The 23,933-nt window shown below is 70.3% G+C and carries 28 protein-coding genes and 1 tRNA gene; 17 read left to right on the top strand and 12 right to left on the bottom strand.

All coding sequences use genetic code 11. The annotated features are described in order from the left end of the window. Window positions 1-140: 140 nt before the first annotated feature. The gene (locus ACRAWC_RS01920) at window positions 141-1,283 is read left to right on the top strand and encodes a tyrosine-type recombinase/integrase (protein ID WP_431346241.1); all 1,143 of its coding nucleotides are present in this window, start codon (window positions 141-143) and stop codon (window positions 1,281-1,283) included. Window positions 1,284-1,328: 45 nt separating this feature from the next. Here ACRAWC_RS01920 and ACRAWC_RS01915 read toward each other — a convergent pair. Further along, window positions 1,329-1,401, bottom strand: a tRNA-Glu gene (locus tag ACRAWC_RS01915). 82 nt (window positions 1,402-1,483) lie between these two features. Then, window positions 1,484-2,398, bottom strand: coding sequence for a diacylglycerol kinase family protein (locus tag ACRAWC_RS01910; protein WP_431346240.1), 915 nt, complete (start codon window positions 2,396-2,398; stop codon window positions 1,484-1,486). A 109-nt stretch (window positions 2,399-2,507) separates the two neighbouring features. Here ACRAWC_RS01910 and ACRAWC_RS01905 point away from each other — a divergent pair, with 109 nt between their 5' ends. Next, window positions 2,508-3,146 (top strand): MBL fold metallo-hydrolase, encoded by a 639-nt coding sequence (locus ACRAWC_RS01905; protein WP_431346239.1) that lies wholly within the window; start codon window positions 2,508-2,510, stop codon window positions 3,144-3,146. Continuing rightward, window positions 3,143-4,537: a cryptochrome/photolyase family protein gene (locus tag ACRAWC_RS01900; RefSeq protein ID WP_431346238.1), complete on the top strand. Its 1,395-nt coding sequence runs from the start codon at window positions 3,143-3,145 to the stop codon at window positions 4,535-4,537. The genes ACRAWC_RS01905 and ACRAWC_RS01900 overlap by 4 nt, the downstream gene beginning before the upstream one ends. Here the strand turns inward: ACRAWC_RS01900 and ACRAWC_RS01895 are convergent. From ACRAWC_RS01895 to ACRAWC_RS01885, 3 genes are read right to left on the bottom strand one after another with little or no spacing between them, the layout of a single operon-like run. After that, a complete protein-coding gene (locus ACRAWC_RS01895) occupies window positions 4,525-4,788 on the bottom strand; it encodes a hypothetical protein (RefSeq protein ID WP_431346237.1) in 264 nt (87 codons plus the stop codon). The genes ACRAWC_RS01900 and ACRAWC_RS01895 overlap by 13 nt on opposite strands. A 34-nt stretch (window positions 4,789-4,822) precedes the next feature. Continuing rightward, window positions 4,823-7,471: a LuxR C-terminal-related transcriptional regulator gene (locus ACRAWC_RS01890; protein ID WP_431346236.1), complete on the bottom strand. Its 2,649-nt coding sequence runs from the start codon at window positions 7,469-7,471 to the stop codon at window positions 4,823-4,825. Further along, window positions 7,471-7,638 (bottom strand): hypothetical protein, encoded by a 168-nt coding sequence (locus ACRAWC_RS01885; RefSeq protein WP_431346235.1) that lies wholly within the window; start codon window positions 7,636-7,638, stop codon window positions 7,471-7,473. Before ACRAWC_RS01885 ends, ACRAWC_RS01890 begins: the two co-directional genes overlap by 1 nt. Window positions 7,639-7,774: 136 nt before the next feature. Between ACRAWC_RS01885 and ACRAWC_RS01880 the strand changes: the two genes are divergently transcribed. The 3 genes from ACRAWC_RS01880 to ACRAWC_RS01870 are packed head-to-tail and all read left to right on the top strand — an operon-like array spanning window position 7,775 to window position 9,166. Then, complete coding sequence (locus tag ACRAWC_RS01880; protein ID WP_431346234.1) at window positions 7,775-8,023, top strand: SCO4226 family nickel-binding protein; 249 nt, start codon at window positions 7,775-7,777, stop codon at window positions 8,021-8,023. 30 nt (window positions 8,024-8,053) lie between these two features. After that, window positions 8,054-8,299: a hypothetical protein gene (locus tag ACRAWC_RS01875; RefSeq protein WP_431346233.1), complete on the top strand. Its 246-nt coding sequence runs from the start codon at window positions 8,054-8,056 to the stop codon at window positions 8,297-8,299. Window positions 8,300-8,326: 27 nt separating this feature from the next. After that, entirely contained in the window at window positions 8,327-9,166 is an 840-nt protein-coding gene (locus tag ACRAWC_RS01870) for an NERD domain-containing protein (RefSeq protein WP_431346567.1), read from the top strand. 64 nt (window positions 9,167-9,230) lie between these two features. Here the strand turns inward: ACRAWC_RS01870 and ACRAWC_RS01865 are convergent, their stop codons facing one another. Together ACRAWC_RS01865 and ACRAWC_RS01860 are read right to left on the bottom strand one after the other, a co-directional pair. Further along, window positions 9,231-10,700: a glycine betaine ABC transporter substrate-binding protein gene (locus tag ACRAWC_RS01865; RefSeq protein WP_431346232.1), complete on the bottom strand. Its 1,470-nt coding sequence runs from the start codon at window positions 10,698-10,700 to the stop codon at window positions 9,231-9,233. Continuing rightward, complete coding sequence (locus ACRAWC_RS01860) at window positions 10,697-12,046, bottom strand: quaternary amine ABC transporter ATP-binding protein (protein WP_431346231.1); 1,350 nt, start codon at window positions 12,044-12,046, stop codon at window positions 10,697-10,699. The genes ACRAWC_RS01865 and ACRAWC_RS01860 overlap by 4 nt, the downstream gene beginning before the upstream one ends. Before the next feature lie 505 nt (window positions 12,047-12,551). Here ACRAWC_RS01860 and ACRAWC_RS01855 point away from each other — a divergent pair. Both ACRAWC_RS01855 and ACRAWC_RS01850 read left to right on the top strand, forming a co-directional pair. Further along, window positions 12,552-13,379, top strand: coding sequence for a Dyp-type peroxidase (locus ACRAWC_RS01855; protein WP_431346230.1), 828 nt, complete (start codon window positions 12,552-12,554; stop codon window positions 13,377-13,379). Between the two features lie 139 nt (window positions 13,380-13,518). Next, on the top strand, window positions 13,519-13,800 hold the full coding sequence (locus ACRAWC_RS01850) for a hypothetical protein (RefSeq protein WP_431346229.1): 282 nt from the start codon (window positions 13,519-13,521) through the stop codon (window positions 13,798-13,800). A 50-nt stretch (window positions 13,801-13,850) separates the two neighbouring features. Here the strand turns inward: ACRAWC_RS01850 and sufU are convergent, their stop codons facing one another. Both sufU and ACRAWC_RS01840 read right to left on the bottom strand, forming a co-directional pair. Further along, window positions 13,851-14,288, bottom strand: coding sequence for a Fe-S cluster assembly sulfur transfer protein SufU (gene sufU / locus ACRAWC_RS01845; protein ID WP_431346228.1), 438 nt, complete (start codon window positions 14,286-14,288; stop codon window positions 13,851-13,853). Continuing rightward, window positions 14,285-15,565, bottom strand: a complete 1,281-nt coding sequence (locus ACRAWC_RS01840; protein ID WP_431346227.1) for a SufS family cysteine desulfurase — start codon at window positions 15,563-15,565, stop codon at window positions 14,285-14,287. Before ACRAWC_RS01840 ends, sufU begins: the two co-directional genes overlap by 4 nt. 88 nt (window positions 15,566-15,653) lie before the next feature. Between ACRAWC_RS01840 and ACRAWC_RS01835 the strand changes: the two genes are divergently transcribed. Then, window positions 15,654-15,851, top strand: a complete 198-nt coding sequence (locus ACRAWC_RS01835) for a hypothetical protein (protein WP_431346226.1) — start codon at window positions 15,654-15,656, stop codon at window positions 15,849-15,851. 12 nt (window positions 15,852-15,863) lie between these two features. On the opposite strand, the gene ACRAWC_RS01830 is transcribed toward ACRAWC_RS01835, so the two are convergent. Continuing rightward, complete coding sequence (locus ACRAWC_RS01830; RefSeq protein WP_431346225.1) at window positions 15,864-16,331, bottom strand: hypothetical protein; 468 nt, start codon at window positions 16,329-16,331, stop codon at window positions 15,864-15,866. A 180-nt stretch (window positions 16,332-16,511) separates the two neighbouring features. Between ACRAWC_RS01830 and ACRAWC_RS01825 the strand changes: the two genes are divergently transcribed. The 6 genes from ACRAWC_RS01825 (at window position 16,512) to ACRAWC_RS01800 (ending at window position 20,603) form a co-directional block, all read left to right on the top strand. Then, window positions 16,512-17,390 carry a hypothetical protein gene (locus ACRAWC_RS01825; protein ID WP_431346224.1) on the top strand — a complete coding sequence of 293 codons (879 nt, stop codon included), beginning with the start codon at window positions 16,512-16,514 and terminating at the stop codon, window positions 17,388-17,390. 289 nt (window positions 17,391-17,679) lie between these two features. Continuing rightward, window positions 17,680-17,919, top strand: coding sequence for a DUF2510 domain-containing protein (locus ACRAWC_RS01820; protein ID WP_431346223.1), 240 nt, complete (start codon window positions 17,680-17,682; stop codon window positions 17,917-17,919). Continuing rightward, window positions 17,847-18,131, top strand: a complete 285-nt coding sequence (locus ACRAWC_RS01815; protein ID WP_431346222.1) for a hypothetical protein — start codon at window positions 17,847-17,849, stop codon at window positions 18,129-18,131. The genes ACRAWC_RS01820 and ACRAWC_RS01815 overlap by 73 nt, the downstream gene beginning before the upstream one ends. A 120-nt stretch (window positions 18,132-18,251) precedes the next feature. Beyond that, window positions 18,252-18,539 carry a hypothetical protein gene (locus ACRAWC_RS01810; protein WP_431346221.1) on the top strand — a complete coding sequence of 96 codons (288 nt, stop codon included), beginning with the start codon at window positions 18,252-18,254 and terminating at the stop codon, window positions 18,537-18,539. 581 nt (window positions 18,540-19,120) lie between these two features. Next, on the top strand, window positions 19,121-19,690 hold the full coding sequence (locus ACRAWC_RS01805; RefSeq protein ID WP_431346220.1) for a hypothetical protein: 570 nt from the start codon (window positions 19,121-19,123) through the stop codon (window positions 19,688-19,690). Window positions 19,691-19,781: 91 nt separating this feature from the next. Then, entirely contained in the window at window positions 19,782-20,603 is an 822-nt protein-coding gene (locus tag ACRAWC_RS01800; RefSeq protein ID WP_431346219.1) for a hypothetical protein, read from the top strand. A gap of 64 nt (window positions 20,604-20,667) precedes the next feature. Here the strand turns inward: ACRAWC_RS01800 and ACRAWC_RS01795 are convergent, their stop codons facing one another. Continuing rightward, the gene (locus ACRAWC_RS01795) at window positions 20,668-20,964 is read right to left on the bottom strand and encodes a hypothetical protein (RefSeq protein WP_431346218.1); all 297 of its coding nucleotides are present in this window, start codon (window positions 20,962-20,964) and stop codon (window positions 20,668-20,670) included. 100 nt (window positions 20,965-21,064) lie between these two features. Continuing rightward, entirely contained in the window at window positions 21,065-21,436 is a 372-nt protein-coding gene (locus ACRAWC_RS01790; RefSeq protein WP_431346217.1) for a hypothetical protein, read from the bottom strand. A 770-nt stretch (window positions 21,437-22,206) separates the two neighbouring features. Between ACRAWC_RS01790 and ACRAWC_RS01785 the strand changes: the two genes are divergently transcribed. After that, window positions 22,207-22,563: a hypothetical protein gene (locus ACRAWC_RS01785; RefSeq protein ID WP_431346216.1), complete on the top strand. Its 357-nt coding sequence runs from the start codon at window positions 22,207-22,209 to the stop codon at window positions 22,561-22,563. Window positions 22,564-23,000: 437 nt separating this feature from the next. Next, window positions 23,001-23,921, top strand: coding sequence for a hypothetical protein (locus tag ACRAWC_RS01780; RefSeq protein ID WP_431346215.1), 921 nt, complete (start codon window positions 23,001-23,003; stop codon window positions 23,919-23,921). Window positions 23,922-23,933 lie beyond the last annotated feature (12 nt).

Genomic DNA, 23,933 nt, shown 5'->3' with positions numbered 1-23,933 from the left:
CAGGTGCCGATGGAGATGGCGCGGTGAGGGGAGCCGCCGCCCACATCATTCGCACGTGGGTTGGGTGCTGCTCACCCAAGACGGGGTGATCTACCGAGCCGGTGTCGGTGGATCGGTGCATTCTTCGCAGGGGGTGTGCCATGGGAAGCATCGAGGCGTACGAGACAACCAAAGGCCGGCGGTATCGGGTGCTTTACCGACGACCCGACCACCTGCAGACGTCGAAGCGTGGGTTCCGGACCAAGTTCGACGCCCAGATCTTCTTGGCATCGGTCGAGGTGGACAAGGCCACCGGGCGTTACGTCGATCCCGCCAAGAGCCGTACAACCGTTGCGAGCTGGATGAGCCGATGGCTCGCGACGAGGCCCGACCTTCGAGCGACAACGCGAACCCGCGTTGAGGGAATCATCGCGAATTACATCGAACCAGAGTTGGGACGCATCCCGATTGGCAACCTGAACCGGCTGCGAGTCCAGGAGTGGGCTGCCGGATTGCCCGGGTCCCCCGAGACGATCCGCAAAATCGTAAACGTACTCAGCGGGGCACTGCAGCTCGCTGTGGATGACGGACGGCTTCCAGCCAACCCAGCAGTCAAGCTCAAACTCCCGAAGCGCGTACGGGCCATCAAGCGCTATCTCACCCACGATCAGGTCGCTGCGCTTGCTCAGGCCGTCGGAGATCGCTCAAAGGGCTCCCAGTATGGCTACGACATTCTCGTCCTCACACTCGCCTACTGCGGGCTGCGCTGGGGCGAGCTTGCAGGGCTCCGGGTGCGAGACATCGACTTCGCGCGGAAGCGGCTCACGGTCCAGCAGACGGTCGTGGCCGACAAGGGCTACCAGCGCATCGAGCCGCCCAAGGACTACGAGCACCGCTCGATCCCCATTCCTGCATTTCTGGTCGACGCGCTCAGATCGCAGACCAGAGGCCGTAGCGGCGACGATCCGGTTTTCTACGGCAGTCGAACGAAGATCTGGCTACGGAATCACACGTTCCGCAACGGCTGGTTTGATCCCGCAGCGGCCGCGATCGGGCTCGAGGCGCTAACGCCTCACGAGCTGCGACATACTGCAGCGAGCCTTGCTGTGTCGGCCGGCGCCAACGTCAAAGCCGTGCAGCGAATGCTCGGCCACGCGTCGGCCAGCATCACCCTCGATGTCTACGCCGACCTCTTCGAGGATGACCTAGACGCCGTTGCCATCGCGCTGGATGACGCAGCTATGAAATCGAATGTTGCCAAAGTGTTGCCACGAAGCCGATCCGCGACATCACCGGGCGCGTAAGAAAAATGCCCGCTTCCCTTGAAAATCAAGGGAAGCGGGCGATTGTGACCCCAGCGGGATTTGAACCCGCGTTACCGCCGTGAGAGGGCGACGTCCTAGGCCGCTAGACGATGGGGCCGTCTTTGCAACTCATCGATAATGCCACAGAACGGTGTCTTCCTCCAAAACGGCGCCGTCACCCCGGGAGTGTCGCGCGGCCGTCAGACCAGGACGCGGAGCGCGCCGGGGACGACCGAGACCTCGACGGGGAGCGGGCCGATCCGCTCGCCGTCGGCGTACGCGACGACGCCCTCGGCCTCGATCCGCACCGTGCTGAGGCTGCGGAAGGAGACCTCGGGCAGGTCGGTGTGCTCGCCGCGGAACACCTTCGGGAACAGCCGGAGGAAACGCGGCCTCGACATCTTCGTCACCACGAACAGTTCGAAGCGGCCGTCGGCGAGATCCGCGTGCGGGACGATGCGCATGCCGCCGCCCAGCGAGCGGTTGTTGGCGACCGAGACGAGCATCGCCTCGGTGGCGATCTGCTCGCCGTCGGCGACGATGCGGTACGGGCGGGGGTGCAGGACCGCCAGCTCGCGCAGCAGCGCGAAGACGTAGCGGCTGCGGCCTCGTGGACGCGTCATCTGGTTGGCGCGCTCGTTCACCGTAGCGTCGAACCCCGCAGAGAGCACGCAGCCGAACCAGGTGCTGAGCTCGCCGTGCTGCTCGCCGTGCCGGATGAGCCCGGCGTCGATCGTGCGCGGCGGGTGTCCCAGCGCCTCCAGGAGCTGGTCGATGGCCGCGTCGGCGTCGTCGGTGGGGATGCCGAGACCGTCGGCGAGGTCGTTGCCCGTGCCGGTCGGCACGATCCCGAGCGGGATCTCCGTCTGCGCGACGATGTTGATCCCCAGGTTCGCCATGCCGTCTCCCCCGACGACGACGAGGGCGTCGGCGCCGGCTTCCACGGCGCGGGTCGTCTCCCGGCGGAGCAGCTCGATGTTGGCCTCGTCCACCGCGATCACGGTGTGCCCGGCGGCACGCAGCCGTTCGACGACGCGCGGCCCGACCTCACGGCGCCGCCCGAACGACGCCATCGGGTTGACCGCGACGACCACGGTCCGAGGGATGACAGGCATAGTCCACGACTATGGCATAGCCGCCGTCCCCCGCAGCGCGACACGACCGGAACGCAGCGCGACACGACCGGAACTGGCGCGCGCTCCTCTGTGGAGGTTTGATGAAGCCATGAGACTGACGAAGTTCGAACACGCCGCCCTGCTCCTGGAGGAGTCCGGGAAGAAGCTCTTCATCGATCCGGGCAGCTTCACCTCGCCGCTGACGGACACCGCGAACACCGTGGCCGTGGTCGTCACGCACGAGCACGCCGACCACTGGACCCCGGAGCAGCTGAAGCGCGTCGTGGAGATGAACTCCGATGTGCCGATCTTCGCGCCGGAGGGCGTGGCCAGGGCCGCCGCGGACTTCGACATCACGGTGGTGCACGCGGGCGACACCGTGGAGGCCGGCCCGTTCATCCTCCGCTTCTTCGGCGGCCGGCACGCCGTCATCCACGAGAGCATCCCCGTGGTCGACAACCTCGGCGTGCTGGTGAACGAAGAGCTCTACTACGCGGGCGACTCGTTCGTCATCCCGGAGGGCGTGGAGCTCGAGGTGCTGGCGGTGCCCGCCGGCGCGCCGTGGATGAAGGTGGCCGAGACGATGGACTACGTGCTCGCGGCGAAGCCCAAGCGCAGCTTCCCCACCCACGAGATGGTGCTGTCCCGGGCGGGCAAGGATCTCTCGAACTCCCGGATCGCGTGGGCGACCGAGCAGAACGGCGGCGAGTTCTTCGCACTCGAGCCGGGCGACGCGCTCGACCTGTGACCGCCGACTCCCGCCCGGCCGTCGTCTGGTTCCGCGACGACCTCCGCGTCGCCGACAACCCGGCTCTGGACGCGGCCGCGCGCACCGGGCGCCCCGTCGTCTGCGTCTACGTCTGGGACGAACAGTCCCCTGGCCTCCGCCCACCCGGCGGCGCCGCCCGGTGGTGGTTGCACCACAGCCTCACCTCGCTCGACGCCGACCTCGGCGAGCGCGGTTCCCGGCTCGTCGTCCTGCGCGGACCCGCAGAGCCGACGATCGCGGCACTCCTCGGAGACCTGGACGCTGGCGCCGTCTTCTGGAACCGCCGCTACGGCGGCCCCGAGCGACGGATCGACACGGCCGTGAAGGCCGCCGCTCGGGAGGCCGGAGTCGAGGCCGAGAGCTTCGGCGCGAGCCTGCTCTTCGAGCCGTGGACGATCCGCACCGGCGCCGGAACGCCGTTCTCGGTCTTCACCCCGTTCTGGCGGGCGTGCCAGGCGGCCCCGGCACCGCGAAGACCGCTCGGCGCACCGCAGGAGCTCAGGGCCGGCCCGGCACTCGACGGACTCACGATCGACGACCTCGACCTCGTGCCCACCCGGCCGGACTGGGCCGCCGGACTCCGCGACACCTGGGCGCCGGGCGAGCACGCGGCGAACGCCGCCCTCCACGGCTTCGTCGCCGACGGTCTCACCGGCTATCGCGACGACCGGGACGTCCCTGGCGTCGACGGCACCTCCCGGCTCTCCCCGCGCCTGCGGTGGGGCGAGCTGAGCCCGCACCAGGTCTGGCACGCGATCACCGCCGCGCGCGATGCGAACAGATCCGACGGCGTCCTGGCCGAGGCGGCCGCCACCTTCCTCTCCGAGCTCGGCTGGCGCGAGTTCGCTTACCACACGCTCTTCGAGCACCCCGACCTGGCCACGGTCAACATCCATCGCGAGTACGACTCCTTCCCCTGGCCGCGCCTGCACCCGTCCGTGCTGCGCGCCTGGCAACAGGGTCGCACCGGCGTCCCGCTCGTGGACGCCGGAATGCGCGAACTGTGGACGACCGGAGTCATGCACAACCGGGTGCGGATGGTCGTCGCGTCCTTCCTCACCAAGAACCTGCTGATCGACTGGCGGTACGGCGAGCAGTGGTTCTGGGACACGCTGGTGGACGCCGACCCGGCGAACAACCCGTTCAACTGGCAGTGGGTCGCCGGTTCCGGAGCGGACGCCGCGCCCTACTTCCGCGTGTTCAACCCCGAACTGCAGCGCACGAAGTTCGACCGGCACGGCGACTACGTGCGGCGCTGGGTGCCGGAGTGGGACACCGGCGACTACCCGGAGCCGGTCGTCGACCTCGGTGAGTCGCGGCGCGCGGCGCTCTCCGCCTACGAGACCGTCAAGAGCGCTCAGCGCGCGTGATCGGCGAGGATCTGGTCCACGTCGATCTGCCGCAGCAGTTCGGGCCAGTCCAGCTTCCGGGCGACATCGGCCAGCTCCTCGTCGGCCAGCACCTTGCCGCTGCGCTGCACGACGATCCCTCTCGGCAGCTTTCGGTTCAGCTCGGCCAGGATGGCGTCGTCCACCGCCTCGGTGTCGAAGTCGGCGCCGACCTGCGCATAGTAGTCGGAGGACAGCGTGTAGGAGACGATCCCGGTCTCGATCTGGCTCATGTGCGGCATGGTAGCCCGGCGGGCACGAGGGCCGTCAAGTCCTGCGCCCGGCCGCCCACGCCGCGATCTCGGACCGGCGTGACGCTCCGAGCTTGGCGAGGATGTGCTCGACATGCGTCGACACGGTCTTCGGGGCGATGTGCAGGGCGGCGGCGATCTCCCGGTTGGTCGCGCCTCCTGCGATCTGCGCGGCGACCTCCTCCTCGCGCGCGCTCAGCATCGACGGCTCGACGCCCTCGGCCAGCCGCGCGGTCAGCGCGTCCGCGCGGCGTTCCAGGACCGTCCCGCGTGCTCGCGTGCGGGCCTCGGCGACGAGGGCGGCCGCCTCCCCGGGGCTGCGGGTGCGGCGTGCGCATTCGGCGCGGTCCAGGATCGCCTGCGTGCCCTCCCACCACCGGCCGAGCGCGTCCCACCCGGCGGAGGCCGACTCCAGCAGGTCCCGGGCGTCGGAGGGACGCCGCTCGCGCAGGGCGAGGACCCCGGCGGCGTGCTGGAGGGCGAACTCCGTCCCTGGGATCCGGCGGCGCTCGACCAGGACGCTGATCCGGTCCAGCCATGCCCGTGCCGCGGCGGCATCACCGGCCGCCAGGTGCGCCCGCACCCCGGTGACCGCGAACGGGAACGCGTAGGCGGAGTCCTCGACGCGGCGCGACTCGACCGCGCCGCGCTCGCAGTAGCCGACCGCGGCGGCGGCGTCGTCCGCGAGCAGGGCCGTCTCGGCGAGCCCCCACAGCGCAGGCGACAGCCGCTGCAGCTCCTGCATCCGCTCGCCGATCCCCTCCGCCCGGCGCAGCAGTTCCTCGGCGCGGACGAGATCGCCCGAGGACAGCGCACAGTAGCCGAGGACGTGCAGCGCGGTCACCTCCGTGGTGATGCCGCCGCGGCCGTCCGCGAGGGCGTGCCCGGCGAGCTCTGCCGCGGCGCGGAGGTCGCCGCCGGCCCAGCGCACGTGCGCCAGGTGCGCGGTGAGATAGTGCGCATCGTTCCAGCGCTCGATGCGCTCGGCGTAGGCGATCCCGTCGGCCAGCCACTCGGCCCCGCGCTCGTACTGCAGAAGCACCGACGCGCTCGATCCGAGCATCCGGTACGCGCGGGCCGACGCCTCCTCCTGGCCGTGCGCCGCGCCTTCCTCCGCCGCGCCGAGCAGCAGGTACCAGGCCGGTTCGCCTTCCCCCGCGAACACCAGGACCGAGCCGAGGGTGGCGTCGAGGCCGATCCGGTCGCCCTCCGCGGTCAGGAGCCCCCGCGCCTCCACGGCGACCCGCCGCGCGTCGTCCAGCCGCCGCTCGAGCATGGCGGCGGCTGCCTGCGCGGCGAGAAGACGGCCGCGCACCCGAACGGCCTCCGCGTCGTCGTCGGCGTCGATCCAGCCGAGCGCGGCACGGAGGGCCGCCACTCGCGACGGGTAGTCCGCTCCGAGGAGGTGCCGCGCGGCGACGAGCGCCGGCACGACGGCGGCAGCCTCCCGTGCGAGCCCGGCGGTGCGGTACAGGTCGACGGCCCGCGCCAGTTCTGTCGCCGCCTCCCGGTTGGCGTCGACGGCGGCGAGTTCGGCTCCGAGCCGGCGCAGGAGGTCAGCCCGGTCGGGGCCGTCCACGGCGAGCGGCATCGTCCGCTGCGCGCGGCGGTAGAGGTCGGCGGCCTCGCGATGCGCGGACAGCGTGGCCGCCCGCTCGGCCGCGCGCCGGGCGAGAGCGTACGCCTCCCGCGCGCGCCCGGCGCGCTCGGCGTGCAGCGAGAGCAGTGCGTCGGACAGGCCGGCGCCGGCGTCCACGACGCGCCCGTGCAGGATGCGCCGGCGCGGGGACGGCACGGCTGAGTACACCGCGTCCCGGATGAGGGCGTGCCGGAAGTCGTAGGACCCGGTCGCGGCTCGGACCAGGAGGTGCTGCGCCACGAGGTCGTCGAGGGCGGCCTCTCGCGCGGCCCGGTCCCACTCGTCGCCGACGACCAGCGCGAGCAGCCGGACGTCGGACTCGCGCCCGATCACGGCCGCCGCCTCCAGCACGGCCGACGACGCCGGTGCGAGGGCGCGGGTGCGGGACAGCACAGCCGTAGCGACCGTCTCGGGAGCGCCGTCGGAGCCCTCGGCGAGCAGCTCCTCCACGTGCAGCGGGATGCCGTCGCTCACCGCGTGCAGCCGTTCGGCCTCCTCGGCGGACGGCTCGGTGCCGCGGATGGCGGCGAGCATCCGCGCGACCCCGTCGGCGCCGAGTCGCGAGGGCCGCACCTCCTCCGCCAGCCTGTGGCCCACCAGGTCGAGCCGCCACGCGGTGGCCTCCGCCGCGACCTCCGGGTCCTCGGTGCGGAACGTCACCACGAGCAGGCTCGGCCGCTCGCGCACGGCGACCGCGACCCGGCGGAGGACGTCGAGCCCGAGCTGGTCGGCCCAGTGCACGTCCTCCAGGGCGAGGATCGTGGGCAGCGTGAGCGCCGCGGCCAGAGTGGCGGCCAGCTCCGCGACCAGCAGCCGTCGGCGGGTCGAGCGCGTCGCGGGATCCGCACCGTCAGCCGGGTCGCCGCGCAGCACCAGTCCTCTGATCCGCTCGGCTGCCGGGCCGTCCCCGGCCTCCGCGAGCGACGCGGCGATGCCGAGCAGCAGCAGCCCGGGGGTCTCGCGGTCGTCCGCGTACGCGTCGGCGTGCACCCGCCGCGCGACGCTGAGGGCGACGACCTCCTCCATCAGCCGTGACTTGCCGATCCCGGCCTCCCCGCGATCAGCAGCAGGCCGCCCCGGCCGTCCAGCGCGGCGGCCAGGCGGCGACGGGCCAGCGCGAGCAGGTCCTCCCTGCCCACGAACACCGGGCACACGCGTTCGGCGCCCCGGAACGATGCCGGCGCCGCATCCATGCGCGAAGCATAGCGCCGCGCGAACGCGTGCCGCACCGGGATCGGTCGGATGACCGATGCCACGGCGTCACCCGCTCGAGGAGACTCCGGACGTCGCGGGGAGGATCCCCGGCGGCACGAGGAGAAGGAGCCGATCATGACACGATTCATGGACGTCCACGACGGATTCGTCGGCGTCACCGAAGACCAGCTCGCCGAGGCCCACGCGGCCGACCTGGCGGTCGAGGGCGAGGAGGGCGTGCACTTCGAGACCGCCTGGCTCGACCCGGAGAGCGGCAAGGTGTTCTGCCTGTCGACCGGGCCGTCGAGGGAGGCGGTGATGCGCGTGCACGAGAAGGCCGGGCATCCCACCGACCAGGTCTACGCCGTCGACATCATGGTCTGACTCAGGCCGGCTCGGCGTAGAGTGCGCCGCATGACGGATCGAAACGACGCACCCGAGCCTCCCGAGTACCGCGAGCAGGAGCTCCGCGACAAGGTCTCCGGCCTCGGGGACACGCCGGAGGACGCCCTGGAGGAGGTCGCGAGCCGCAACGACTCGCTCGAGGAGCGGCTGCCGGACCAGGAACCGGGCGTCGGCGGCCGCTCCGACGAGCGCGCCGGTGACGGCGAACCCGACGCAGACGTGACCCGCGGCGAGGGGGCACCCGGCCAGGGGTAGGCCGCCGCGGTCGTCCCTCACTGGGGACTGGGGAGTCCTCCCGCACGTCCGTACGCTTGCGGGGATGAACGAGAACGGACGGCGCACGACGCGCATGCGCGACAGGGCCGCAGGCGCCGCGGTGATGGAGCAGGTGGTGCGCCTGCACACCCAGTCGCCGCCGCGGTCCGCGCTCGCACGCGCGCTCGGCGCACGGCCGATCGGCGCGGACACCGCGCCCTGGTTCGCCGGCGCGCTCGGCGAGCGCGAAGTGGGTGCGCTGCTCCACCGGCTCCCGGGGGCTGGAGCGTCTTCCACGCCGTTCCGGTCGGGACGCGACCGGACGCCTCCGGAGCGGTCTCCGACGTCGACCACATCGTCGTCGGCCCGCCAGGCGTGTTCGTCGTCAACACCGAGCATCACCGCGGCCAGCGCGTGTGGGTGGGCGAGCGCGCGGTGCTGGTCGCCGGTCAGAAGCAGCCGTACCTGCGCAACTCCGACCTGGAGGCCTCCCGCGTACGGGGCGTGCTCGCGCAGGCGGGCATCGCCGCTCCCGTGACGGCCGTCGTCGCGCTCGTCGGGACCAAGGAGGTCACCGTTCGGCAGCGGCCGCGCCGGGTCGTGGTGCTGCGCGCCGAACAGCTCGTCCGGTGGCTGACCCGGCGCCCGGCCGTGCTGGACGCCGCCACGATCGCCGAGGTGGCGGGGCTGTTCGACGACCCGGCCACCTGGCGCCCGGTGGACTCGTCCCCCGAGACGGTGGAGCGGTTCGCGGTCATCGAGCGCGAGGTCAGGACCGCGCAGCTCGTGCGCGCCGGCTGGCTGCTCGCGGTCGCGCTCGGCGCCGTCGCCATCGCCCTCCCGGTCAGCTCAGTGCTGATCCGCTGAGCGCCGAGGGACACGTAGCCGCCGCGACAACCGTGTTCCAGGGGCGCTCACGTGCCGTTCGGCATCAGACCGGGACGGCTGTCGTGCGGAGGTCGCGGCCATCCGCGTCCACCTCGACTTCGACCCGCTTCTTCATCGCGCTGGACAGCTCGGCGAGCATGGCCGGCGTGGAGGACGTGACGAAGTCCATCTTCCCGAGTCCGTACTCCGGGATGACCTTCTTCTGGGTGGCCTCGGTGAGCCCGGCGCCCGGCTCGATGCCGACCAGGCGGTTGCCGAAGTCGGAGGCGTGCGACGCGAGCTGGTCGAGCGAGTCGATCGGCGCGTCCTTGTTGACCGCGATGGTCAGCTTGGCCTCGTCGTTCCAGGCGCCCAGGTCGGAGAGGTGCGCGCCGTAGGTCTTCATGTACTGCGCGTGGGTGGTCGGCAGCCAGCCGTCGAACGCGATGTCGTAGTCCCCGGTGCTCAGTCCGGCGAAGGCCGGCCCGGCGTCCGCGTACTCGAAGTCCACCTGGTAGCCCTCGCGCTCCAGCACGTGCTTCCACAGGTACGAGGCCGCCTCGCCCTCCGGCCAGCCGTTGAACACGGCCACCTTCACGTGGCCCTTGTCGCCGCCGGCGGTGGAGGCCGCGGTCACGGCCGTCCCGCCGATCACGACGAGCAGGCCGGCGCCGAGCACCGCGAGCGCGCGCTTCGGCATCCGCACCCGGGCCTTGCCGACCGCGGCGGTGAGCCGGTCGAGCACGATCGCCAGGATGACGACGGCGATGCCCGCCTCGAAGCCGAGCCCGACATCCACCCGGCTGAGCGCCTGGACGATGTCCCGGCCGAGGCCGCCCCCGCCGACCATGCCCGCGATGACGACCATCGAGAGCGAGAGCATGATGACCTGGTTGACGCCGGCGAGGATCGACGGCATGGCCAGCGGAAGCTGGATCTGGCGCAGGATGCGGCGGGGCGGCGAGCCGAACGCGCGGCCGGCCTCCACCAGCTCGGTGTCGACGCCGCGGATGCCCAGCTCGGTGAGCCGCACCCCGGGCGCCATCGCGAAGACGATGGTCGCGACCATGCCGGGCACCACGCCCACCCGGAACAGGATCAGCGCCGGGATCAGGTACACGAACGCCGGCATCGTCTGCATGAAGTCGAGCACCGGCCGGATGATCGCCGACGCCGTCCGGGACCGCGCGGCGAGGATGCCGAGCGGCACGCTCAGCGCGATCGCGATGGCCGAGGAGACCAGCACGAGCGCGAGGGTGTCCATCGCGTTCGCCCACTGGCCGATCCCCGCGATGAGCAGGAGCCCGAGCACGGTGCCCGCGCCGAACACCCAGCCGCGCAGCCAGACCGCGAGGATCGCGACGATGAGGACGACGCCCCAGAACGGCGGCGTCTGCAGCGCCCAGTCGACACCGTCGAACATCCCGGTGAAGACCACGCGGATGACGTCGAACAGGCCGCCGAAGGTGGTGGTGACGAAGTCGACGACCGCGGTCGCCCACTGGCCGAGCGGGATCAGGTGGGCCGTGTTCACGCGACCACCTCCGCCTCGTCGGCGACGACCGGGACGGCGTCGCCCGGGACGGCGTCGCCCGGGATGGCGTCGCCCCCGGCGGACTCCTGCAGGGCCAGCGTCATCGCGTCCACCGGCACGGTGGCCGGAGGCTCGACCACGACCGGGATCTCGGTGGTGTCGCTGGACACGTTCCCGAGGGCCGCGAGCAGGGTGACCCGCGGGATCACGCCGAGCAGGCGGCGCTGGTCGTCCACCACGGCGAGCGGGAGGGCGCTGCCGACGGCGGGCTCGACCAGCTCGCTGAGCACCTCGTCGCGGGACACCGTTGCGATGTCCGTGTCGATCGCGTCGGCCAGGTCGCCCTGCCCGTCCCGCACCTGGCGCATCACGTCCCGGTCGCGCACCGCGCCCAGCAGCCGCCGGCCCTGGCCGACGACGAACGCAGCGGAAGTCTGGAGGTCCCGCATCGTGCGCATCGCGGCGCGCGGCCCGCCCGCGACGGTGACCAGCGCGCGGGCCGGCTCCATCACGCTCGCGGCGGTCAGCACGCGGGCGCGGTCGACGTCCTGCACGAAGCTGGCGACATAGTCGTTGGCAGGATCGGTGAGGATATCCTCCGGCGTACCGGTCTGGACGATCCGGCCGTCCCGCATGACCGCGATCCGGTCGCCGAGGAACATCGCCTCGTTGAGGTCGTGCGTGATGAACACGATGGTCTTGCCCAGCGAGCTCTGCAGTTCGAGGAGCTGCTCCTGCATCTCGCGGCGGATGAGCGGGTCGAGCGCCGAGAAGGCCTCGTCCATCAGCAGAACGTCGGTGTCGGCGGCCAGCGCTCGGCCGAGGCCGACGCGCTGCTGCATCCCGCCGGAGAGCTCGCCGGGGAGCTTGTCGCCCCACCCGCCGAGGCCGACCAGCTCCAGCACTTCGACCGCGCGCTCGCGGCGCTCGGCGGCGGGCATCCCGCGCACCTCCAGGCCGTAGGCGATGTTGTCGAGGACGGTGCGGTGCGGCAGCAGGGCGAAGTGCTGGAACACCATCGAGATGTGCTGCTGCCGGACGGCGCGCAGCTTCGCGCCCGCGAGGCCGGTGATCGTGGTGCCCATGACCTCCACCTCACCCGCGGTCGGCTCCAGCAGCCCGTTGAGGAGGCGGATCAGGGTGGACTTGCCCGAGCCGGACAGCCCCATCACGACGAAGATCTCGCCGCGCCGGACGGTCAGGCTCGCGTCGATGACGGCGGCCGTCCCGAGCCCGGCGACGTCCGCGCGGCTCGCGCCCTGCCGCAGCCGGCGCACGGTCTCCCGGGGTTTGCGTCCGAAGACCTTGAAGATGTTCCTCGCCTCGACGGCGATCGTGTTGCTCAACGTGTCTCTCCGCGGTGCGCGCTCGCGTCTGGTGGACACGCACACTCTGGTCGCGCCCGGGCCGACGGCATGCGGCGACGGTGGCACGACTCGAGCGCGGGCCTTCCGCGCGAATCACCGTCGCTGGCGCGACCATCGGGGTGCGCCCACGCCAGCCGACCGTACGATCCGAGCGGGGCCACCGGTGCGGCCGCACGGCCCGGATCGCGGGCTGGTTCACCTCCGGCGCGCCGCGCTCGCAGCGCACCAGGGCCTTTCGACGCTATCAGGGTCTTCGCAGCGATCGCCAATCGAGAGCGGGTGAAACCGCGCGTGGTGCACGACCGGATCTATCGCGCGCGGCGCGATTCCGGCAGAGTGATCGGCATGGCGAACAGCACCGGCGACCACCCCTGGCAGCGCGTCCCGATCGAGCCGCAGAGCGTCGACGCCCCCTCTCCCGCGCGGCGGTCTTCCTCGTCGTGACGGTCGCGGACTCCCCGGCTCCGTCGCCACCGCGCGGGACGTGGTTGCGAACATCTCCGACATCGTGAAGACAGTGGGCTTCCGCGATCTGAACGCCAACCTGTCGTGCAACATCGGCATCGGCGCGGACTTCTGGGGCAGACTGACCGACGTCGCGCCGCCGAAGGAGCTGCACCCGTTCCGGGAGGTCCGCGGCGCGGTGCACACGGCGGTCGCCACGCCCGGTGACCTGCTGTTCCACATCCGCGCCGAGCGCGGCGACTTCTGCTTCGAGTTCGAGCGGCAGCTCCTCGACGCGCTGGGCGACGCGGTCACCGTGGCGGACGAGGTGGTCGGCTTCCGCTACTTCGACGCCCGCGACCTCCTCGGCTTCGTCGACGGGACGGCCAATCCCACCGCGGGCGACATGGCGGCGGCCTCGATCGTCGGGGACGAGGATCCCGATCACGCGGGCGGCAGCTACGTCGTCGTGCAGAAGTACCTGCACGACCTCGCCTCCTGGAACCGCCTCCCGGTGCCGTCGCAGGAGGACGTGATCGGGCGGACGAAGGTCGAGAACATCGAGCTGCCCGACGTCGAGCACGGCCAGAAGGCGCACAAGACGCTGAGCACGATCACCGACGAGAACGGCGTCGAGCACGACATCCTCCGCGACAACATGCCGTTCGGGAGGCCGGGCCACGGCGAGTTCGGCACGTACTTCATCGGCTACTCGCGCGAGTTGTGGGTCATCGAGCGGATGCTGGAACGCATGTTCATCGGCGACCCGCCGGGAAGCCACGACCGCATCCTGGACTTCTCGACGGCCACCACCGGGACGACGTTCTTCGCGCCGACCCGCAGCTTCCTGGAGGGGCTCGGCGACTGAGGGCGGCCGGGTGACGGGTCGGGTGACGGCCGGGTGGCGACGCGAGTGACCGCCGTGTGACGTCCCATGACGCGCGCCCGCGCAACAGGTCGTCATCTTCGTGGCGACCGGAGGCGGCGGCAGGGTACAAAAGGCCATCATGTCGCGCATCTTCACGAGCAAGTTCAACCCGGGCCGCGCCCGCTGGGAGCTGGTGGTCAGCCCGCGCGGCGACGTCTACGCGTTCCCGCTGACGCTCCCGATCGCGCAGCGCCAGGCGCTCGGCGGCCACAAGCGTTATCTGGTCGGCAAGGTCGCGAAGCGGAAGGAGACGTGGACCGCGGCAGGGCCGTCCGGCCTCGTCTACGGCACGACGTTCCCGACCCTGCCCTCCGCGCTGGAGGCCATCGCCGACGAAGTGGACCTGGCCCCGGTTCCCTGAGCACCCCGCACTCCGTCGAAGAGCACGCAAAAACGCGTGCCCTTCGGCGGTCAGGCGGACTTGAGGAGGGCGTCCTCCAGCGCCACCCACGGCAGCATCGCGCACTTCACGCGCGTCACGTACCGCGAGACCCCGGCCAGCGCGACGGCGTCGCCCAGCAGCTCCTCGTCGCCCTCCAGCGCGCCCTTGGACTGCATCAGCTCGCGGAACGCCGCGATCGACGCAGCCAGGTCGGCGCGGTCGGCGTCGTGGACGAGGTCGCTGAGCAGCGAGGCGGACGCGGTCGAGATCGAGCAGCCGTGACCCTCCCAGCTGATCGCGTGGACGCGGCCCTCCGCGTCCGTGTGCACGCCCACGGTGACCTCGTCTCCGCAAGTCGGGTTGTACTGGTGCGACGTGGCCGCGGCGTCCTCGCCGAGGCCGTAGCCGTGCTTCTCGCGCGCATGGTCGAGGATGACCTGCTGGTACAGGCTCTGCAGGTCGCTCACCGGTCGATCACCCCGAAGAAGTCGCGCGCGTCAGCGACGGCCGCCACCGCGGCGTCCACCTCGTCCGCCGTGTTGTACAGGTACGCGCTGATCCGGGTGGAGGCCGTGGCGCCGAACCGGCGGTGCACCGGCTGCGCGCAGTGGTGGCCCACGCGCACCGCGATGCCGCGGTCGTCCAGGAACTGCCCGACGTCGTGGGCGTGGATGCCGTCGACGACGAAGCTGGCGAGGCCGACCCGCTCCACGTCGGGTCCGGGGCCGAGGACCCGCACGCCGGGGATGCCCGCGAGCCCGGCGAGTATTCGCGCGCCCAGCTCCGCCTCGTGCGCTTCGATCGCCGGCATCCCGACCGCGTCGAGGTAGTCGACCGCGGCCGCGAGCGCGACCGCCTGCGACACCCGCTGCGTGCCGGCCTCGAACCGTTGCGGAGCGGGCAGGTACTCGGCGTGGTCGAGTGTCACGGTGGTGATCATGGAGCCGCCGGTGAGGAACGGCGGGAGCGCGTCGAGCAGCTCCGTGCGGCCGTAGAGGGCGCCGACACCGGTCGGGCCGAGCATCTTGTGGCCGGAGAACACGGCGAAGTCGACGCCGAGCTGCGGGAGGTCGACCGCGAGGTGCGGCACCGACTGGCAGGCGTCGAGCACGGCGAGCGCGCCCTGAGCGTGCGCGAGCGCCACGAGCTCCTCGACCGGGTTGATCGCGCCGAGCACATTCGACACGTGGGTGAAGGCGACCACCTTCGTGCGCGGCCCGATCAGCGCGGCGGCCAGGTCGAGCCGGAGCAGCCCGTCGTCGGTCAGCCCGATCACACGGAGCGTCGCTCCGGTGCGGGCCGCCAGCTCCTGCCACGGGATGAGGTTCGCGTGGTGCTCGGCCTCCGTGACGACGAGCTCGTCGCCGGGGCCGACCCGGAACCGCTCGGCCGGGGCGCCGCCACGGCCGGCGGACGCGTTCGACATCCCATAGGCGAGGAGGTTGAGTCCCTCGGTGGCGTTGGAGGTCCAGACCAGCTCCTCGGGCCGGGCGCCGACGAAGCGGGCCACGCGGGCGCGGGCGTCCTCGAAGAGCTCGGTGGCCTCCCCGGCGACGGTGTGGGCACCGCGGTGCACGGCGGACGTGAACCGCTCGGCGAACTCGCGTTCGGCGTCGAGCACCTGCCGCGGCTTCTGCGACGTGGCGCCGGAGTCCAGGTAGACGAAGGGGTGCCCGTTCACCTCGCGGGAGAGGATCGGGAAGTCCGGGCGGAGCCGGACCGGGTCGAGGGTGTCGGTGCGCATACTGTGCTCAACGCTACCGGGGTTCGCTGCAATCCCGCCGTGCGTGACGACGCCGGTCACGGCGAGGGGCCGCCGGTAGGCTCGGGGCATGGTCGAACGGACGAACGGCTCCCCGTGGTTCTTCATCGGCGGGATCCTGCTCGTCGTGGTGGGGCTCGCCGGTCCGCTCCTGGTGGATGCGGCGACGGGCGACGTGCAGTGGGTGGTCCGTGGGGTCGGGGTGCTCGTCGCCATCGGCGGCGGCGTGCTGATCGGGTTCGGCCTGCGGAGGCGGCGGGGGCGCTGAGCGCGTCGCGCCTTACTCCGCCGCCGCCCGCGCCAGGTCGCGCAACTCGACCAGCCGCCCCGCGGCGCCGCTGTGGCCGCCGCGGACCGCGATGTGCTGCCGCGCCGGCGGCGTGAACGCGGCGTCCAGCGCGTACGTCACCATCAGCAGGTAGAACCGCAGCAGCCGGGACGCGTCCGCGCGGAGCGGCTCCTGCTCCGGCTCGCACGTCATCCCGTCGAGCCAGCGCGAGAGCTGGGTGAACGCGATCCGCAGCCGGAGGCCCTGGCGCGCGTCCGCCGCGCCGAGCCGGCGGTCGGCCGGGCGCACTCCGATCGGGTGACCGGGCTCCCCCGCCACCGCGCACCGCTCCAGGAGGCTTTCCGCCGCGGACAGGTACGAGACCGCCTCCTCCAGCACGGCCAGCAGCGTCACGGCGCTCAGCCCGTCTTCCGCGAGCGCGACGGAGTCGGCGCGGCGTGTCCTGGCGAACCAGCCCATCGAGCGCCTCCCACCTGATCGGCGTGCTGCTGAAGTGGGTCCGATTGTACGCTCGCCTACCCCCGATCTCCGGGCGGATCAAGGTCCTTCCCCGCCGGTCCGGACGCGGCTAGCGTGCGCCGCGGCAGTTCTGCCGACGCACCCGCCGCACCGGCGCGTGAAAGTGGAGGAGGCACCGAGATGACGGACCGTAGACCCCCAGCGAACGAACCGGCGGAGACCCGCGCATACGAGCCGGGAACCCGGGCGTACGACGCTGCACCAGCGGACGCGACGGCGCCGGCCGCTGGAGCGCACCGGGCGGCGGGTGAGCCGGTCGAGCCCGTCGCGGCGCGCCCCGACTCCGCCGTCGACGACCCGACCCCGACGCGCCGGGTGGACGACCGCTCCCTCGATGAGGAGCCGGTGGACGAGTACCCGCGCGCCGCGCGTTACCCGAGCGACTCCCAGGAGGAGACCGACGAGGCCCTCCGGGTCGACGGCAACCGCACCCTTCGCGAGAACGTGGTGGCCCGCGAGCGGAGCGAATTCGGCGGCATGAAGTTCGGCGCCGCCTTCTTCGGCTGGCTCACCGCGACCGGCATGGCGGTCATCCTGACCGCGCTGGTCGCCGCCGCGGGCGCCGCCGTCGGCCTCGGTGCGTCGGGCGGCAGCGGGAACGCCGCCGCGAACGAAGCCAACAAGAACGCGGCGACGATCGGTTTCGTCGGTGCGATCGCGCTGGTCGTGATCGCCTTCGTCGCGTACTACTTCGGCGGCTATGTCGCCGGCAGGATGGCGCGCTTCGACGGCGCCCGCCAGGGCCTCGCCGTGTGGATCTGGGCGATCATCATCGCAGTGGTCGTCGCCATCCTCACCCTCATCCTCGGCGCCCAGTACAACATCCTGGGCAACATCAACGGCTTCCCCCGCATCCCGCTGGACGAGGGCAGCGTCACCCTGACCGGCGTCATCACCGCGGTCGCTGTGGCGATCGTCAGCCTCGCGGGCGCGGTGCTCGGCGGCGTGGCGGGAATGCGCTTCCACCGCCGTGTGGACCGCGTCGGTCTGGGAAGCTGATCAGTCGGTCGAGACGTTCGGTCTCGATGTTCGGTCTCGAACAGAGAGTGCGGCCGGTCTCATCCCGTCCTGTGGATGAGACCGGCCGCACTGTCACTCGCATCACGGAGTGACCTTCGGTCGCGGAACCCCCGTACCGCTGTCCCGGTCGGATGATCTTCCTCGCCGGGGGTTACCACGAGGTGAACTGCATCCTGTGACTACCCCCAGAACAGGTGCTTCGGGCTGAGGATCCTCCGATGCGGAGACGCCGGGCGATAGTGTCGGTGCACCCCGATCGAGGAGCCCGATGAGCCAGTTGCCGCCGCCCGGCTGGTACCCAGACGCCGACACCCGGTTCCAGCGCTGGTGGGACGGCCTCCGCTGGACGGACGCGGTCCGCCCGTTGGCGCCCTCGGCGCCGGTTGCCGGCCCTCCCCGACCAACGGCTACGCCACCGCCTCGATCGCCGCGGGCGTGGTCGCCGCCGCGGTCGTCGTGCTCGCGCTCGCGACCGGAGGCGGCATCGACCCGCTCCTCGCCCTGCTGATCCTGGTCGGCGTCGGCCTCTCCGTCGGCCTCGGCATTCCGGCGCTGATCCGCGCCGGACGCCTGGCGACGCATGTGGGGCGGACGCGCGCGATCTGGGGGATCTCTCTGGGCGCCGGAGCGCTGCTGGCGTGCGTGCTCGTGGTGGCGCTGGTATTCGGCGGCGCGCCGGTGGATGGCGGGACGAACGCATTGGGCGTCGTCCTGTCCTGACCGGTCTCCCCGGGCGCTCTCCATGTCGCGTTTCCTGGGACGTGTCGATTTCGGACCCGCTGCGACGTCGTAGTGCTGAGTCGACAGCAGAACGTCGACCAGAATCAGAAGGAGCACATCATGTCTGCGTTCGTCTTTGCTTTCCGCAACGATCCGGCAGTGAACGCCACCGAGGAAGAGGTCGCCGCCTGGGGCGCCTGGTTCCAGAAGCTCGGCTCGGCGGTGACCGACATGGGCAGCCGCATCGGCGCGACCACGCTGTTGGGAACGCCCGCAGGAGCCAACGCCTTGTCCGGCTATGCCCTCGTGGACGCTGCCGACCTCACCGCGGCGACCGCGCTGGCCGAAGGATGCCCCGGCCTCTCCTACGGCGGCAGCGTCGAGGTGGGCGAAGTCATCGCCATGTAGAGCGGCGCCGTTGCGTTCCGCCGAACAAAAAACCCCGGCTCATCACCGGGGTTTCGACGTCTTTTTTTGCTGGGGTACCTGGACTCGAACCAAGAACAACTGAGTCTGGGTACGGGTGCTCTCGATCCGGATGTTGACCAGAACTTTCACTATTCCGGGCTGTCCAGGAAACCGCAAAACTGCAGGAAAGTCGCAGAAAAGGCCCTCGCGATGCCGCTCGCCTCACTGCTGGTCACCTCCGCTCACCACGATCATCACCCGCGTCGCGTTGAAAGGGCACCGCTGCTGAATGGCGCTGGACCTTGGCCAAGAGCCTGCGGAGCTGGCAGCCACGCGCAAGAGGTTGCCCCTCCAGTCCGCGCCCCGACACGCTCCCCGCGCCGTCACTCTCAGCCCCGTTCTCGGCGACTGGGGTGTCTGCTGCGGCCCATAGAGTTGTGCTGCTTCAAGTGAGTATCGGTGTATCTGCTCATTTGAGGTGCGCACGTCCGCAACCCAGCGTCGAGCAACCGAGGAGGAATCATGGCCACGCTCTACGAGCCCTGCTCTGCCAGCCAGCGCGCCGCTGAGAGGAACGCGCGATGAGCCTCCTAGAGAGCCTGGCGAGAGCGTCCACAGTCATCGTCATCAACAACGACCCGCCGCTATGCGAAACCCTGCTCCAGCTCGTCGCCCCGGCCGTTGCGGTAGGCATCGCCGTGTGGGGGTTCCGCGTTGAACTCCGGCGACGCCGTGAGGCCCGCGCTGAGGACGACGATCGAGCCCTTCGGCGAGCCGAACGACTTCGGTGGACCGCTTACAGCATGGCCACCTCCGGAGGGCACCGGCCGGGCTACTCGGAGACCAAGATCGAACTGACCAATACAGACAGCCAGCCGGTGTACGACGTGACGATCGGGCCTGTTCGCTTGAAGGATGGTCCTCCCGAAGCGATCTGGAATCCGAACGGCACCTCGAACAGCGGGAGCCCCTTCATCCTGGCCCAGGAATCGAAGACGTTCACAGGTCAGTGGCGACTCCCGGATGGCTCCGGCACCGAGAACCTTCCGACACCCGAAACGAACCTGGCTGTCGTTCTGAATTGGACAGACGCCGACGGGCGCCGCTTCCGACGAAACGCGGATGGTTCCGTCGAAGAGATCCGCAGCTGACCATGTGGGCGCTGGCGAGCTTCACAGAGGAGTAGCTCGCCTCGCCTCCCCGTCGTCGAGCGACGAGGCCACCTCAACAGGAGCGTCAACCATGACCTTGAACGCAGATCCAGTCCTGAACGATCCGGCGTTGGTGCAGGCCTCTGCCGAGCTAGTCGGTCGCCTCCCCTCCTGGGTGGAGAACGCAGAGCTGCGAATCCGGATGCTTCATCCCCTGGAAGGAAGTCGCGCCCAGGTCGACGACAACGTCAAACCCATCGACCCACCGTCCGACCAGATCGTGCACCTTCTGCACAGCGCGCTCGACCACCTCACAATGCTGGCCCAAGGCATCGAGGCGAACGGGCCGCGGCCACTCGCCGGGTACTCGTTGATCCGCGTGGCGATCGAGGCGTCCGCGCTTGCGTCCTGGTTGATGCTGCCCGGCACAATCGATGCTCGCGTGCGCCGCTCCATCCGGCTCACCTGGGACAATCGGCAGCGCGTCATCGTCTACACGAAGAAATACCCGACGCCGACGGACGCCATTACCAAGGAACTCCGTCGACTGCTCACCGAGGTCATCCAAAGCCGGCCCGGGCTGAAAAGCCTCGACCTCGACAAGCCGTTCGCGCACCTGACAGACATCATCGGCGATGTCGACAAGAAGATCCCCGAGAACCGCGGCGCCAAACTCATCGGGGTGGACGCGTGGAGAGCATGCTCCGGCATCGCCCACTCCAACTCCAACTTTGCGGCTGGGGCTCTCAGCCGAACTGAGATGCCCGATCACATCCTCGTTACCGTCAGCCTCACCACGCTCGGGATGATGCTGGAGCAGGCGACTCGGCACCTCAGCTTCGCGATCGGCCTCGCGGAGAAATGCATGCTGTCTGTTCGCGCCTCAGCACCGCGCGGTGCCGGGTCGGCATAGCGTGCGCTCTGTGAGCTGAGTCAGCGCGCTCCCGGACCCGCTGCGGGGTGCCGATGCTCACGCGTCAAGCCTCGGCAGCAGCCGAGGCTCTGATTTCTTCGAGGTAGCGCGCCACGGCCGCGTCCCGCTCGCGCACCACACGCAGAATCTCAGCGGGTGTTTCCAGCCGCAGGCTCCATCCCCGCCCCTCATACACAGCGAAGTCGCCCTGGATCATGACCACTTCTTCTCCACCGAGGAGCTGCCGGCGCCATTCATCCGCGTAGACGTCATCCCTGTAGTCTCGCGCCGTCTCCCACCCCATGCTCACAAAGGCGGCGTTGAGTTCATCGTCGAACGGGCGCAGCTCGCTGAAGGTCATGACAGCATCGTCTCCTATGCCTTCCTTGGGCCGCTACATCCATCGAGATGAAGGAAGCGGCGAGGCCTAGAGCGAGCGGCCACCGGTATGCGTAGAACTACTACGACCCCAGAAACCCCGCGTCTTCCGGCCAGTTTGCACGGTAGAGCTCCACGTCGGTGATTGCGTGCAGCATGAGCGTGATCGACTCGGGGGTGCATCCCGACCACGTCACGCATCCATCGTATGGAAAGAGATTCTCGTCTGACTCGCAGAGGCCGAGGTATTCGGCCCACTGCCGGCACAGCGACTCGCCATCGGGGTGGGCCCGACCGAGCGGGTGAGTAGCCTCGATCGTGGTATCCGCCACGTCGGAGAGCTTCCAGTCCAGCGGTGCAAGTCCCACACGGGCGCCAATCTCGTTATAGGCGGCGCTGATACCAACGTTCGTCGCTTCGTCGAGGACAGCCAGGTCGAGATGCAGGTCGGTCACGGCGGCAGCGTATCCCTTTCTGCGTCAGCGTCGGACTTCGCCCCGCCGCGCTGGAGCCAAGTCCGAGAGCTTCGCTGTACTCCGGAGGCACCCGATGGAAGGGACCGGCCTCCCTCCGGTCGGCCGGCACGCTCCCGTCCCCGCTAACCGCCGCGCCCCGGCATGTCGCTGTTCCGTTCCCGCTGGCTCCACGCCTCCGTAAGCGTTCAGTTAGCGCACACGCAAGGCGCCCGCCGCGCCCCCGCACCACACGAGAGTTACCGCGGTTAGCCGACACAGCCACCGCCGGGCCAGCGGGATACCGCCTGGCGCGACCGGAGTCAAAAATGCCACGATGCTACGATCCATGCACCGAACATGAGGATTCGTTTCACCCGAGGGGGCCCAATGAGACAGCGATCGTTTGTGCGAGCAACCGTTGGTGTTTCAATCGCGGCGATCGCTTTGGCAGGTTGTTCCGCTGCTCCGGCCGGGCCAGACCCTTCATCGACCGTTACAGGGAGCTATGCGCCAACCGGGCGTGCGGATCATCCCGATGCGAGTGACGCTTCCGGGAGTCTGTCTGTCGCAGCATTGGAAATCCCCATTTCGACGTCTCCGAGCGATGCGGCGAAGCTCGTCGAGCAACGATTCGCCGCGTGGCAAATGGCTGGAACGACTGATCCTACTTACCGCGCGCGGCTCAACTTCAGCGGCTCCACGGGCAGTTTCACTGCCAACATCGCAGCAACGAATGCGACGGCATTCACTCAGGCGCTCTTCGTCCCTGGGTGGCAGTCGAACTCCGTGCTGTCAGGCAGGGCGCGAGGGAGCAGCAGAACAATGCGGGCCGCATTGAGAACTGGATCATCACTTACAAGAGCGGTGACCCGGCCGACAAACAGGTTTACAAGTACTGGACCACGATCGAATCAGAACAGGTTCAGCAAGCCTCGAGCACATCCGCACTAGTCGATGTGACCGTCACAGAACACAACAACTCCGCGCAGAACCGTATCGGTCTGCAATACCACCCCGTGGAAGTCTCCCAGAACGGCAACCGATACCTCTCCCACATTCAACTGGCTGCCGTCGGCGGGACGTGGAAGATCGCGAACTACGACGCTGAGGGCGCTCCGTCTCAGTGACGTTCGCAGTGGTACGTCGGCGTGACCCGCGCGGCCGACGGGCACTCCCGACGTCGCGCTTGGTAGCCCTACCCTAGCGTTCCCGCTGGCTTCACGCTTCAGACCGCACCGCGTCTCGTCATCACGCCGCTCTCCGGCGTGCATCGTCACGCCTGCCGTGCCGCTGACTAGCCGCCGCACGTGGACGCGACCACCACCGGTGCGGTGTCGGAGCGCGCTCGCTCCGCTTCCGAGACGTCTGCGTGTCGTGGGCGGTTCGGACGGTCCGCGGGCGTGACGGCTGCGGTGCGGGTGCGGGTGCGGGGCGAGTCGCGGGCCGAGCCGCCGCGCGAGGCCCGCGGGTTCGCACCTGCGGCCGTGGCTCGTCGCATGGCTGGGGACGAACGCCTTGCCTCCGCCGCATGTGTGGTGGTGACCCCCGGAAAGGACCCCACACCATGCCCGCACTCCCCCGCGTTCTCGCCCTCCTGCTCGCAGCAAGTATCGCTGTCAGCGCCGGCGTCGCCGCCGCCGAACACGTCACCCAGGAGCGTTCCGCCGTCGCGGCGCAACGGCCCGGGTACGACGTCGCCCGCGACGCGCTCACCTCACGTCGTGGAGAGGCGCTCCAGCTCGTCGGCGCCGCTCAGGACGCGGTTACCGCGGGTGCAAAGGTGCTCGCCGACAGTGCCGGGAAGGTACTCGACGGAGACGGCTCCCGAGCAACGCTGGAAGACGAGCTCCGCCGTGACACCTTCAAGGTGCAGACCGGGGAGGCCGAGCAGCGGCTCGTCGACGCGGCTGCGAAAGCGAAACCGGCCGCCGGCCCCTACGGCCCCGACTACGCCGCCGCAGCCCGGGTGATCGATCAGCTTCAGTACCCGGTCGCTCAGCAGCTGCGGACCGTGCCGGTCGAACTCGGACAGCTCGCGGCGAACGTGACCGCTGCTGAGGCCGCGTGGCAGGCCGAGCAGGCGCGGATCGCGGCTGAGAAGGCGCGGGAAGCTGCCGCTGCGGCCGCTGCGGCAGCGGCTTACACCGCCAACAACAGCATCTACGTGTGGACGAGTTCCAACGGGCCCGATGTGCAGTCGAAACTAGACGCCTGTCGCGGTGGGGTGAACGTTTCGTCGTACTTCGGGACTGGGGCGGTCGCCATCCACGACTACTGTGGCGGAGATGGCCTCGACAAAAATATCGGCACCAAATACACGCTCACCGGTGAGGTCTCCGGGACTTTCCAGGTCGTCGGGATCCTCCACGTCAACGGCTACACGACCCACATCGACGACCTCCCGCATCAGTACTCGCTGCTCGTGCAAACCTGCATCGGGCGAGGCTACGGCGACATGATCGAAATCGAGCTCAACCGAGTCTGACAGCGAGGTCGG

The sequence above is a fragment of the Leifsonia sp. L25 genome (assembly GCF_050632895.1).
This window is presented reverse-complemented; position numbering and strand designations above follow the sequence as displayed.

Excerpts from the sequence above, each read along its gene's own strand:
- ACRAWC_RS01920 (WP_431346241.1), top strand. The coding sequence starts at position 141 with ATGGGAAGCATCGAGGCGTACGAGACAACCAAAGGCCGGCGGTATCGG.
- ACRAWC_RS01910 (WP_431346240.1), bottom strand. The coding sequence starts at position 2,398 with ATGCCTGTCATCCCTCGGACCGTGGTCGTCGCGGTCAACCCGATGGCG.
- ACRAWC_RS01905 (WP_431346239.1), top strand. The coding sequence starts at position 2,508 with ATGAGACTGACGAAGTTCGAACACGCCGCCCTGCTCCTGGAGGAGTCC.
- ACRAWC_RS01895 (WP_431346237.1), bottom strand. The coding sequence starts at position 4,788 with ATGAGCCAGATCGAGACCGGGATCGTCTCCTACACGCTGTCCTCCGAC.
- ACRAWC_RS01890 (WP_431346236.1), bottom strand. The coding sequence starts at position 7,471 with ATGGAGGAGGTCGTCGCCCTCAGCGTCGCGCGGCGGGTGCACGCCGAC.
- ACRAWC_RS01885 (WP_431346235.1), bottom strand. The coding sequence starts at position 7,638 with ATGGATGCGGCGCCGGCATCGTTCCGGGGCGCCGAACGCGTGTGCCCG.
- ACRAWC_RS01880 (WP_431346234.1), top strand. The coding sequence starts at position 7,775 with ATGACACGATTCATGGACGTCCACGACGGATTCGTCGGCGTCACCGAA.
- ACRAWC_RS01875 (WP_431346233.1), top strand. The coding sequence starts at position 8,054 with ATGACGGATCGAAACGACGCACCCGAGCCTCCCGAGTACCGCGAGCAG.
- ACRAWC_RS01850 (WP_431346229.1), top strand. The coding sequence starts at position 13,519 with ATGTCGCGCATCTTCACGAGCAAGTTCAACCCGGGCCGCGCCCGCTGG.
- ACRAWC_RS01840 (WP_431346227.1), bottom strand. The coding sequence starts at position 15,565 with ATGCGCACCGACACCCTCGACCCGGTCCGGCTCCGCCCGGACTTCCCG.
- ACRAWC_RS01835 (WP_431346226.1), top strand. The coding sequence starts at position 15,654 with ATGGTCGAACGGACGAACGGCTCCCCGTGGTTCTTCATCGGCGGGATC.
- ACRAWC_RS01830 (WP_431346225.1), bottom strand. The coding sequence starts at position 16,331 with ATGGGCTGGTTCGCCAGGACACGCCGCGCCGACTCCGTCGCGCTCGCG.
- ACRAWC_RS01825 (WP_431346224.1), top strand. The coding sequence starts at position 16,512 with ATGACGGACCGTAGACCCCCAGCGAACGAACCGGCGGAGACCCGCGCA.
- ACRAWC_RS01820 (WP_431346223.1), top strand. The coding sequence starts at position 17,680 with ATGAGCCAGTTGCCGCCGCCCGGCTGGTACCCAGACGCCGACACCCGG.
- ACRAWC_RS01810 (WP_431346221.1), top strand. The coding sequence starts at position 18,252 with ATGTCTGCGTTCGTCTTTGCTTTCCGCAACGATCCGGCAGTGAACGCC.
- ACRAWC_RS01805 (WP_431346220.1), top strand. The coding sequence starts at position 19,121 with ATGAGCCTCCTAGAGAGCCTGGCGAGAGCGTCCACAGTCATCGTCATC.
- ACRAWC_RS01800 (WP_431346219.1), top strand. The coding sequence starts at position 19,782 with ATGACCTTGAACGCAGATCCAGTCCTGAACGATCCGGCGTTGGTGCAG.
- ACRAWC_RS01795 (WP_431346218.1), bottom strand. The coding sequence starts at position 20,964 with ATGACCTTCAGCGAGCTGCGCCCGTTCGACGATGAACTCAACGCCGCC.
- ACRAWC_RS01780 (WP_431346215.1), top strand. The coding sequence starts at position 23,001 with ATGCCCGCACTCCCCCGCGTTCTCGCCCTCCTGCTCGCAGCAAGTATC.